The sequence below is a fragment of the Gilvimarinus gilvus genome, from assembly GCF_030518155.1.
Classification (GTDB): domain Bacteria; phylum Pseudomonadota; class Gammaproteobacteria; order Pseudomonadales; family Cellvibrionaceae; genus Gilvimarinus; species Gilvimarinus gilvus.
Genome location: NZ_JAULRU010000264.1, coordinates 170,069 through 180,897 on the forward strand (window position 1 = coordinate 170,069; position 10,829 = coordinate 180,897).

At 51.0% G+C, this 10,829-nt stretch carries 9 protein-coding genes; 1 reads left to right on the forward strand and 8 read right to left on the reverse strand.

Going from position 1 to position 10,829, the window contains the following annotated elements; genetic code table 11:
* Window position 1 precedes the first annotated feature (1 nt).
* The 7 genes from QWI17_RS04675 to trmJ form a co-directional block, all read right to left on the reverse strand.
* Window positions 2-1,225 (reverse strand): aminotransferase class V-fold PLP-dependent enzyme, encoded by a 1,224-nt coding sequence (locus QWI17_RS04675; protein WP_302721348.1) that lies wholly within the window; start codon window positions 1,223-1,225, stop codon window positions 2-4.
* Window positions 1,212-2,522, reverse strand: a complete 1,311-nt coding sequence (sufD, locus tag QWI17_RS04680; protein WP_302721349.1) for a Fe-S cluster assembly protein SufD — start codon at window positions 2,520-2,522, stop codon at window positions 1,212-1,214. The genes QWI17_RS04675 and sufD overlap by 14 nt, the downstream gene beginning before the upstream one ends.
* A complete protein-coding gene (gene sufC / locus QWI17_RS04685) occupies window positions 2,522-3,271 on the reverse strand; it encodes a Fe-S cluster assembly ATPase SufC (RefSeq protein ID WP_302721350.1) in 750 nt (249 codons plus the stop codon). Before sufC ends, sufD begins: the two co-directional genes overlap by 1 nt.
* Before the next feature lie 42 nt (window positions 3,272-3,313).
* Window positions 3,314-4,750, reverse strand: coding sequence for a Fe-S cluster assembly protein SufB (gene sufB, locus QWI17_RS04690; protein ID WP_302721351.1), 1,437 nt, complete (start codon window positions 4,748-4,750; stop codon window positions 3,314-3,316).
* Between the two features lie 134 nt (window positions 4,751-4,884).
* Entirely contained in the window at window positions 4,885-6,042 is a 1,158-nt protein-coding gene (locus tag QWI17_RS04695; RefSeq protein ID WP_302721352.1) for an aminotransferase class V-fold PLP-dependent enzyme, read from the reverse strand.
* Between the two features lie 9 nt (window positions 6,043-6,051).
* Complete coding sequence (iscR, locus tag QWI17_RS04700; RefSeq protein ID WP_302721353.1) at window positions 6,052-6,525, reverse strand: Fe-S cluster assembly transcriptional regulator IscR; 474 nt, start codon at window positions 6,523-6,525, stop codon at window positions 6,052-6,054.
* A 100-nt stretch (window positions 6,526-6,625) separates the two neighbouring features.
* Window positions 6,626-7,408, reverse strand: a complete 783-nt coding sequence (gene trmJ / locus QWI17_RS04705; RefSeq protein ID WP_302721354.1) for a tRNA (cytosine(32)/uridine(32)-2'-O)-methyltransferase TrmJ — start codon at window positions 7,406-7,408, stop codon at window positions 6,626-6,628.
* A 252-nt stretch (window positions 7,409-7,660) separates the two neighbouring features.
* Between trmJ and QWI17_RS04710 the strand changes: the two genes are divergently transcribed.
* Window positions 7,661-8,464: an inositol monophosphatase family protein gene (locus tag QWI17_RS04710; RefSeq protein WP_302721355.1), complete on the forward strand. Its 804-nt coding sequence runs from the start codon at window positions 7,661-7,663 to the stop codon at window positions 8,462-8,464.
* Window positions 8,465-8,549: 85 nt separating this feature from the next.
* On the opposite strand, the gene QWI17_RS04715 is transcribed toward QWI17_RS04710, so the two are convergent.
* Window positions 8,550-10,619 (reverse strand): hybrid sensor histidine kinase/response regulator, encoded by a 2,070-nt coding sequence (locus QWI17_RS04715; RefSeq protein WP_302721356.1) that lies wholly within the window; start codon window positions 10,617-10,619, stop codon window positions 8,550-8,552.
* Window positions 10,620-10,829 lie beyond the last annotated feature (210 nt).

Here is a 10,829-nt window from a genome sequence, read left to right on the forward strand (position 1 = left end):
TTTATGCGAGAAACATCTTGGCTTTCGCCAGCCCGGCAATCAGTCTGTCGACATCTTCAACCGTATTGTAGAGACTAAAGCTTGCCCGTACCGTTCCCGGAATCCCAAATTGATCCATAATTGGCTGGGCGCAGTGATTACCCGTACGAACAGCCACCCCTTGTTTGTCGAGGATCATACCTATGTCTTGCGGGTGCGCGAAATCGCCGATAAAGCTCAGCACAGCGACACGCTGCGAGGCTTTACCGACGATTTGATAACCACCCAATGCGTCCAACTCTTGCTCTGCACGGGCGAGCAGCTGCGTTTCATGCTGGTCAGCCGCCGTCCGGTCGATCCCTTGCAGGAATTCCACCGCTGCCGCCAGACCTACAGCCCCGGCGATATTGGGCGTTCCCGCTTCAAATTTATAAGGTAGTTTATTGAACGTGGTGCCGGCAAAACTTACCGTTTCAATCATCTCTCCCCCGCCCTGATAGGGCGGCATACTCTCCAGACACTCACGTTTTCCGTAAAGCACACCCATGCCGGTAGGGCCAAACATCTTATGCGCGGAAAAGGCGTAAAAATCACAATTTAGTTCAGCAACGTTTACCGGCCAATGTGCTATTGATTGGGCCGCGTCAATCAGTACTCGTGCACCCACGCCATGGGCCAAACTAATAATCTCTGATACAGGATTAATACTGCCAAGCGCGTTAGACACATGACCGACAGCCACCATCTTTACACGTTCATCGAGCAAACTAACAAACGCCGCCATATTGATGGAGCCATCCGCATCAACCGGAATGGGCTCAACCCTGGCACCGTGCTTTTCGGCAACCATCTGCCACGGTACAATATTGGCGTGATGCTCCATTGCCGAGACTAAAATACGATCACCCGCCGATAAATTTTGTCCACCCCAGCTAGAAGCGACCAGGTTAATACTCTCGGTGGTTCCTCGCGTCCACAGCACCTCATCTTTCGATGACGCCGATATAAACTCGGCAACTTTCTGCCTGGCACTTTCAAAGACTTCGGTCGCCCTGTCACTGAGCGCATGAGCACCACGATGTACGTTGGCATTGTCATTGCGATAGTAGTTGGCAATGGCATCAATGACAGAATCAGGTTTCTGTGTGGTAGCGGCATTGTCTAAGTACACCAGAGGTTGACCATTGACTCGCTGCTGTAATATAGGGAACTGCGACCGCAGCTCGCCGACATCAAAGTGATTCAAGCGCGTCAGCCTCCATTTGCAACAGCGACTCTTTACGGCCAAACTGATCGGCTAGAATCGGCATCAAAAACTCAACCACGTCGGAATTTTCCACACTTTGAATCAATTCATTGATAAATCCGAAACTCATCATGATTTGTGCTTGTTCGCGGTCAATACCGCGAGATTGCAAATAGTAAAGTGACTCGTCATTGAGCTGCGCCACTGTAGCGCCATGAGCACACCGCACATCATCAGCGTAAATTTCCAGCTCTGGCTTGGTGTCGACTTCGGCTTTATTGGACGTGAGCAGATTTTTATTGGACAGCTCCGCCAGCGTTTTCTGTGCATCCTGATGAATATGAATACGACCATTAAAAACAGCTTTGGCCTGATCACCAATGATACCCCGGAAAACTTCGCTACTCGTGCAATGAGGAACGCAGTGTTGAATATTGGTGTGATAATCCACAACTTGTTTGCCACGCGGCAAATACACACCGTTCAACTCAACGTGGGCACCGCTACCGCGATGAGTCAATACATAATCATTGCGAATAAGCACGGCGCCTTTCGTTAACGCAAACCCACTGTATAGAGCATCGCGGCCGAGCTCGACGAATACGCCGCCGGCGTGTGTGATACCCTCACGCTCCAAATTAAGCCGGTAGTGCTTAAATTTGGCGTTGTTGCCAATCACCACTTCCGTTTGCGAAGCCACCAAATTCGACTGTTCATCACCGTCAGAGTTAAATTGCTCAAAAACTTCTGCCTGCGCGCCCTCCTCTAAAACCACTAAATTGCGGGTACTGGCAAGACACGCTTGTTTTCCCGCGGAATAATTCAGTAAGTAAATAGGCTTATCCAAGCATTGACCGGCCGCCACGTGAATCAGTACGCCCTGCTCAAGTACAGATTGACTCAATGCAGCAAAGAGGTGTTCACTGCTGTCCGCCAAACGCCCTAAGTGGCGCTGCACAACAGTAATCTGCTCTTCACTAGCTGCCGCGAATGTTGTTACCTGTGGCGGCAGCGCATCAGAATGTTTCTCAGAGAACACGCCATTTATAAAGACCAGTCGATACGCATCGGCATCAATCATAGCCAGATCATTAAATTCAACGCTCTCTGCGTGCGCCGCAGCAACATCTTTTTTTGCCAGAGCCGCGAGCGATGTATATTTCCAATTCTCTGTGCGTCGCGTCGGCCATGACGCTGCGGCAAATCGCTCGCCCCCCTGATATCTCAGGTCCGACAGCCAAGCAGGCGCATTCTGTATGGCAGCGAGCTCTAACACTCGGGCTTGCAATACACCCATTAAGCCACCTCTCCGTCCAACCAGCTGTAACCTTTTGCTTCCAGCTCCTTGGCTAATGACTTATCACCGGATTTGACAATTTTTCCACCGGCCAACACGTGAACGTAGTCTGGAACAATATAATCCAACAAACGCTGATAGTGAGTAACAACAACGAAACTGCGATCTGGGCTGCGCATTGCGTTTACCCCGTCCGCGACCGTTTGCAGGGCATCGATATCTAAGCCTGAGTCGGTCTCATCGAGAATACACAGGCTTGGCTCGAGCAACATCATTTGCAAAATTTCGTTGCGCTTTTTCTCTCCGCCGGAAAAGCCTTCGTTCACGCCGCGCTTTAAAAACGCCTGATCCAGCTTCACTTTCTTGCTTGCTTCGCGAGCAAGCTTCATAAACTCAACACTCGACAGATCGCTTTTTCCCCGCGCTTTTCGCACGGCATCAACAGAGGATTTCAAAAACTCCATATTGCTAACCCCAGGAATTTCTACCGGGTATTGGAAAGCCAGAAACAAGCCCAGATGAGCGCGCGCCTCGACGTCTAAATCCAGCAGATCTTTACCCTGAAAGGCAACGCTTCCCGCCGTAACCTCAAATGCTTCCCGTCCGGCTAACACACTGCCTAGCGTGCTTTTACCGGCACCGTTAGGCCCCATAATGGCATGTACCTCACCGGGCTTAACATGCAAATTAAGCCCCTTCAGAATCTCTTTTTCTTCGACCCGTGCGCACAGATTTTCAATTCTCAACATAATCAGTGTTCTCAAGCTGAACCGGCAAGCGCCGATTAAAATTTAACCTACCGAACCTTCTAGGCTCACTTCCAAAAGCTTGCCGGCCTCGACCGCAAACTCCATAGGTAACTCTTTAAAAACTTCACGGCAAAAACCATTAACAATCATGGATACAGCTTTCTCTGGATCTAAGCCACGCTGCTGGCACAAAAACATCTGGTCATCACTGACCTTAGATGTCGTCGCCTCGTGTTCAATCACCGCCGATGGGTTTTTACTTTCGATATATGGGAAGGTGTGTGCGCCACAGCGATCACCAATAAGCAAGGAATCACACTGGGTATAATTTCTCGCCCCATCCGCGCCCGGATTCATCCGCACCAGGCCACGATACGTATTTTGACTTTTACCCGCTGATATTCCCTTAGAGATAATGGTCGAGCGCGTATTTTTGCCGATATGAATCATCTTCGTACCGGTATCGGCCTGCTGATAATTATTGGTCAGCGCCACCGAATAAAATTCACCAACGCTGTGATCACCGCGCAACACACAACTCGGGTACTTCCAGGTAACCGCCGAACCTGTCTCTACCTGTGTCCAACTAATCTTGGCACGGGTATGACAAACGCCTCGCTTGGTTACAAAATTGTATATACCACCCTTGCCGTCTTCGTCACCCGGGTACCAATTCTGCACCGTGGAGTATTTAATCTCCGCGTTGTCATTGGCCACCAACTCAACCACAGCTGCGTGCAACTGATTTTCGTCGCGCATAGGTGCGGTGCAACCTTCGAGGTAACTAACGTGTGAGCCTTCTTCGGCAACAATCAAAGTTCGCTCAAACTGGCCAGTGTTTTGCTCATTAATTCGAAAGTAAGTCGACAACTCCATCGGGCAACGCACACCCTTGGGGATATAGACAAAAGAGCCGTCAGAAAAAACCGCGGAATTAAGCGCGGCAAAGTAGTTGTCCTTCTGCGGCACAACGGAGCCCAGATGCTTTTGCACCAACGCGGGGTATTTCTCCACCGCTTCACTGATAGAACAAAAAATAACCCCGGCCTCGGATAGCTTTTCACGAAAAGTCGTCACAACACTGACCGAGTCAAACACAACATCCATGGCCACGCCTGCCAACATTTCTTGCTCGTGCAAAGGAATGCCAAGCTTTTCGTACGTCTCCAACAATTTCGGATCAACTTCATCCAAACTTTGCGGTCGATCCTCCATACTTTTTGGCGACGAGAAATATGAAATTGACTGATAGTCTGGCGCCTTATAATTGAGCTGCGCCCAATTCGGCTCGTCCATTTCTAACCACGCACGAAACGCCTGTAACCGCCACTCAAGCAACCATTCTGGTTCATTTTTTTTAGCCGAAATAAACCGCACCACGTCCTCGTTCAGACCCGGTGGTAAAGTATCAGTATCAATCGCGGTGTGAAAACCCGCGGCGTACTCTTTCCTGATTAGGTGTTCAACCTGTTCAGACATTTTTCTCCTCTCCTTCACGATATGTGAAGTAGGCAGGATTACTGCCGTGCTAATCGTTTGCAGCGCGAACGCTGCCCAATTTAATGCAACCTATTTGGCTGTCTTTTGTATGTTTATCGTGCTGCAATCATTCACTAACGCGCCACGGCGCCGCCTTGACGTTGCAAACCCAATACCACCGAACGAATGTGCTCCACGGCCTGTTCGATTTCGCGAGTATCTGTGTATCGACCCACACTCATGCGGATAGATGCCAAGGCATCTGCGTCACTCAACCCAATCGCTTTTAATACGTAACTGGGCGACATGCTTGCCGACGTGCAAGCCGAACCCGACGACACCGCGAGCTGGCGCAAACTCAACAATAACGTTTCGCCATCCACCCCTGAAAAGACAACATTGAGATGCCCCGAGGCACGCTCTGCACCCGATGCATTGAGTCGGACTCCGGGCAAATCGGAAATTCCCTGCCACAATTGATCGCGCAATTGACAGACGCGAGCACTCTCTTCGAGTAAATGAGTTCCCGCAATTTCACAGGCCAAGCCAAACCCCGCACACTGGTGGGTCGGAAGCGTGCCTGAACGCATGCCCCGCTCGTGACCACCGCCGTGGATTTGTGCCTGAATACTGACCTCTGGGCTGCGCCTGACATAAAGCGCACCTATACCCTTTGGGCCATAGCACTTATGCGCCGATATCGACAAGGCATCCACACTGATTGACTGTAAATCTATCGGCACCTTACCCAATGCTTGCGCCGCATCCACATGCAACAAACAACCTCGCTCTCGACAAAGCGCTGAAATTTCGGCGATGGGATTGATGGTCCCCAGCTCATTGTTGACCCACATAACACTGATCAGACGCGTACTGCTCTTGATTAAAGAGCGCAACAGATCAACATCAACTGAGCCGTCCCGCCGCGGCGCAACAAAGTCCACTTCAACGCCCTGCGTTTGTAAATGAGTGGCCACATCCAGCACGGCCTTGTGCTCTATACTGGAAACAATCAAGTGATCACCGGCTCGACATAAGCCTTTCAGCGCCAAGTTGTTGGACTCGGTGGCGCCACTGGTCCAGACAATTTCGCGGGCATCTGCATTGATCAGCGCGGCGACCTGCCCCCGAGCCGTTTCTACAGCTTCTTCAGCACGCCAACCGTAGATGTGAGATCGAGACGCCGGGTTGGCGAAGTTACCCTCCAGGGTCAGGCACCGTGACATTAATTCGGCAACTTCAGGCGCTACCGGCGTAGTAGCGGCATAATCTAAATATATTGGATTCATCATGCGTTACCGTCAGCTCAAATCACTACAGACAATATTTTGCTGGTCTCGCTCATTGTCCTGACGACGGCACACCGCCTGTATATCGCGCCGAGAAACCAAATCGGCGAGGCTGATACCGCTCAAAAAATTGTGTATTTGACCACTTAAATCCTGCCAGAGGTGGTGCGTAATACAGATTTGCCCATCCTGGCAATCACCGGCACCCAAGCACTTGGTAGCATCGAGAGATTCACTCACCGCATCGACAACGGCGGCCACAGATACGGCCGCTGATGTTTGGGCCAGTCGATACCCACCACCGGGGCCACGTACGCTGACAACCAAAGATTCACGACGCAATTTGGAAAACAACTGCTCTAGGTACGACAGGGAAATACCCTGTCGCTCAGAAATATCGGCAAGACTCACCGGCCCTGACTCTGAATGCAGGGCGAGATCAAGCATAGCTGTCACCGCATAGCGGCCTTTTGTGGTCAATCGCATAGTATTTCAGGCGTTTGGCAATAACTGAGTATTTTACTCAACTATTACCCGAATGCCAAGCCCACACCAGTCAACGAGACAGTCTCGCCCAGCTTAGCCGCTACGAATTCCCGCCATCATGGCCATCTTGCGGCTTCTCAGCGTGATAGATGTAATTCTGGGTCGAGGTCAACACACCGCGCAGTATCGACAGCTCCATTTCGTCCATGCGAATACGGCTGTAGAGACGGCGCAACCGGGTCATAGTCTGGCGCGGGTTGTCAGGCTCAAGAAACCCGAGCTTTTCCAGTGTCTCCTGCAGATGATCAAAGTAGCGCTCCATAGCCTCGACTTTAGCCGGTGGCACGTCCCAATCGTCGTAGGTAGGCGCCTGACCATCTTTATGGGCAAGCCAGGCCATGCGCAGCTCGTAGGCAATAACTTGCACCGCTGCAGCTAAATTCAGTGATGAGTACTCCGCATTTGACGGTATATGCACATGGTAGTGACAGCGATGCAGCTCCTCATTGGTGAGACCGCGGTCTTCGCGCCCAAACATAATCGCAACGTCGTGTGTACCGGCTTCATGAATTGCCCGCTCACCGCACTCGCGCGGATTGACCAAAGGCCAAGGTATGCGACGTTCACGTGCGCTGGTGCCGACGACAAACCCACACCCCTCCAGCGCCTCGTCCAGGGTTTCCACAACGACGGCATTATCCAGCACATCCAGCGCTCCCGCTGCCCGCCATACAGCTTTTTCCGCCGGATACTCCTTGGGAGCCACCAGATAGAGCCTGCCCATCCCCATATTCTTAATGGCACGTGCGGCCCCGCCAATATTGCCAGGATGGGAGGTATTCACCAGCACAATACGCAGGTTATCCAGTCGATTTTCACTCATTGGGGCGCCTCGGCAAAGGTTAGGTCTGCAAAACCGCGGCATTCTAGCAAAAAAAGCCCCACTCCGTTAGCGCGTTTTTGCGCCGGGAAGCGTTACTGTCCTACCAAAGACTGCGCTCCGCCCCTTGTTTGTGCTTGCAGTGCGCTATATTTATGGGCAGCAAGATTTTGATTGGTTTCGGCGCATCGAATCGCTATAATTGCGCCGGCTATATCGCCCCTGTTCTTTAAGCTTATTGTTAAATGGTGCCCCATGGAACCTATGCTAACTATTGCCTTGCGTGCTGCACGTAAGGCCGGCGAACTGATTGAGCGCGCTACCGAGCGCCTCGACCTTGTCACTATTGAAGAAAAAAGTCGCAATGACTTTGTTACTGAAATCGACAAGGCGTCGGAAAAAGAAATCATCTACCACCTAAAAAAAGCCTACCCCGACCACTCAATTGTCGGCGAGGAAGGCGGTGTTCAACCGGGCAGTAATTCCGATATCGAATGGATCATTGACCCTATCGACGGCACCACTAACTTCATTCATGGTATCCCCCACTTTTCCATCTCTATTGCCTGCCGTATTAAAGGGCAACTCGAGCATGCCGTCGTCTACGACCCCATCAAGCGCGAAGAATTTACCGCCAGCCGTGGTCGAGGCGCTGCACTTAACGGCCGCCGCATTCGCACCAGCGACCGCAAGGGGCTTGCGGGTGCCGTTATTGGTACAGGTATTCCTTTTAGCGGTTACGCGCTGGACAATATATCGGCGTACTTAGCCACCGTACAAGAAATCGCGGGCCAGACCGCTGGTATTCGCCGCCAGGGATCAGCCGCCCTCGACCTCGCCTATGTGGCTGCCGGCCGCTTCGATGGCTTCTGGGAAATGAATCTGAATCAGTGGGATATCGCCGCAGGACTGCTGCTGGTTAAAGAGGCGGGCGGTTTAGCCTGTGACTTTAACGGCGGCAACACACACTTTGAGACGGGTCATGTCGTGTGCGGCAGCCCCAAAACCTTTAAACCTTTGCTGCAAATCGTACAAAAGCACATGGGGCACATACGCTGAGCCACACAGAGGCGGTTACCACCGCCTCGCTCATGCCGGCCTACTCGCAGGTGCTGGCCTAAAGGTCCCGGCGAGCGCTATCTCCCTACTTTTCCGTACGCATTGGTTTGACCACGCCTTGCAGCGCAATTGCGTCTGGGCCCGCGGCACCAAACAGCCGATTTAGAACATCAACCATATGCGCAATCTGCAGCGGTTTCGTCAAATATTCGTAAAAGCCCGCCGCGCGACCTTTTTCTATGTCAATAGACATAACATTGGCCGACAAGCCCACAACGGGAATATCTCGCGTCGCAGGATCGCTCTGCAACACACTGAGCACATCGTAACCATCCAAGCCCGGCAAATTAATATCAAGAACTATGAGGTCCGGCCTGCTCTGGCGGGCATGAAATATTCCTTGATAAGGCTCTTCATACACTTCCAATTGAAAATTATCACTGTAACTGAAGAAGTGCTGTAACAACCGTATATTCGTGAGGTTGTCTTCGATATAGAGCACCCGATAATTGCCTTCAACTTTAAGCTTGAGCCCCGTATCAAAATTATCACTCGCTGCAGTTAAGGTTCGAGCGTCTTCGGCTTCACCGGTTTTTTGCAACTCCAGCCAAAAACACGTACCGCTACCCACCTCACTGGAGAAATCAATACGGCCCTGCATCATTTCGACTAACTGCTTGGTGATCACTAAGCCCACGCCGGAGCCTTCGACTTTGCTCATCTCAGCATTTAAGCGGTTAAAAGGCTGAAACACTTCATCGCGACGAGCATCATCAATACCCAACCCGGTATCCTGCACCTCTATTCGCAAATAGTTGTCAGTGGTCGCCGACAAACTGACTTTCACTTCACCGCCGACTTTATTGTATTTAATGGCGTTACTCATCAAATTAAGTAACGCCTGCTTTAAGCGCACTTGATCAGCGGCGACACAGGTATTCTCCAGTCCCGAAAAATCACTGTGTAGATAGATCCCACGGGCGTCGGCCTGTGGCTGCACCAACGTAAAACAGTCCACCAACAATCGTGAGACCAAAACTGGCTGCAATACCGTACTCATTGCACCCGATTCAATTTTTGCCAGATCCAGCACGTCGTTAATCAGCTTTAACAAATGCTCGCCAGCTGAGCGTATTTCTCGAATATTTTCTTTGTGAGACTCCTGCAGGTTTTCATCGTATTCAAATAACTGTGCGTAGCCGAGGATCGCGTTAAGTGGGGTACGCAGCTCATGGCTCATACTACTAAGGAAATCACTTTTGGCCCGGTTTGCTTTTTCGGCCAGCTCCTTTGCTTTAATCACACGCTCTTCAGCGCGTTTAATATCGGTAATATCCATATTGGTGCCGGACATTCGGGTTGGCCGCCCTTCCACATCAAAGCTTGCCTTGCCGCGCGCCCTAATCCAACGTATATCACCATGTTTATCGTAAATTCGATATTCCACATCAAAGGGACCAAAGCCTCGCAAGTGCTGCTTTAACATGGCATCGAACTTTAACAAGTCCTCTTTATGCATGTAGCTGCGCCATTCCGACATACGGTCCTGGCCTGCGTTGACAATATCATCCTCTTCAGTAAACCCCAGATGCTCCCAGCAACGAGCCGAAAACTGGAATCCATTGCTTTGTGGATACCATTCCCATATTCCGTCTTTAGAGGCCTGAATGATACGCGCCTGACGCGACTGACTTTCGCGTAAAGCCGCTTCCGTTTGCTTGAGCTCGGTAATGTCGAAGTTGACACCTGAAATGTAGGCGGCCCGGCCCGACTCATCGCGAATAGAGTCAGCTCGCACCTGAGTCCAAATATAGTCGCCGGCCTTAGTTTTGACTCTGTAACAGGTGTTGAGAGGTTCAGCGGTGCGCAAATGCTCACGCACCGCCTCGTACATGTCTTCTATATCGTCGGGGTGAATATAGTTAGGCAGCATGCGAGAGTCTGTGAAGCCCTTGCGGTCTTCATCGGTGTACCCCAAATGCTCCCAGAAGGTACCTGACCAATCAATAAAACTATTACTGAGATCCCACTCCCAAAAACCGTAGCCACTGCCTGAGAATATGCGACGGTAGCGCTGCACTAGCTCGCGCAATTCCTGCGGGGCCATATGGTCAAGCTCTTGGCTCGGACTAATTGAGTGCTTGCTACCGTTCATTGATAAACCTAGTTATTATCTGGCTCCTAGCATACCGCTGTTTAAAGGGTAAAAAAAAGCCCGCCGATTGGCGCAATGCTGTTCACTTAAGCATTTGAAGTACAGCGTGGCCTAGTAGAAAATCCGATTTCAAGCATGGAATCGGATTTTTTTATGGCTTTTCAACAAGACCTTCTCGACCTAAGTGATCTCTTTAACTTCTCCGACCTT

Coding starts and splice junctions, on each gene's coding strand:
- iscR (WP_302721353.1), bottom strand. CDS start 6,525: ATGCGATTGACCACAAAAGGCCGCTATGCGGTGACAGCTATGCTTGAT.
- QWI17_RS04710 (WP_302721355.1), top strand. CDS start 7,661: ATGGAACCTATGCTAACTATTGCCTTGCGTGCTGCACGTAAGGCCGGC.
- sufB (WP_302721351.1), bottom strand. CDS start 4,750: ATGTCTGAACAGGTTGAACACCTAATCAGGAAAGAGTACGCCGCGGGT.
- QWI17_RS04715 (WP_302721356.1), bottom strand. CDS start 10,619: ATGAACGGTAGCAAGCACTCAATTAGTCCGAGCCAAGAGCTTGACCAT.
- sufD (WP_302721349.1), bottom strand. CDS start 2,522: ATGGGTGTATTGCAAGCCCGAGTGTTAGAGCTCGCTGCCATACAGAAT.
- trmJ (WP_302721354.1), bottom strand. CDS start 7,408: ATGAGTGAAAATCGACTGGATAACCTGCGTATTGTGCTGGTGAATACC.
- QWI17_RS04695 (WP_302721352.1), bottom strand. CDS start 6,042: ATGATGAATCCAATATATTTAGATTATGCCGCTACTACGCCGGTAGCG.
- sufC (WP_302721350.1), bottom strand. CDS start 3,271: ATGTTGAGAATTGAAAATCTGTGCGCACGGGTCGAAGAAAAAGAGATT.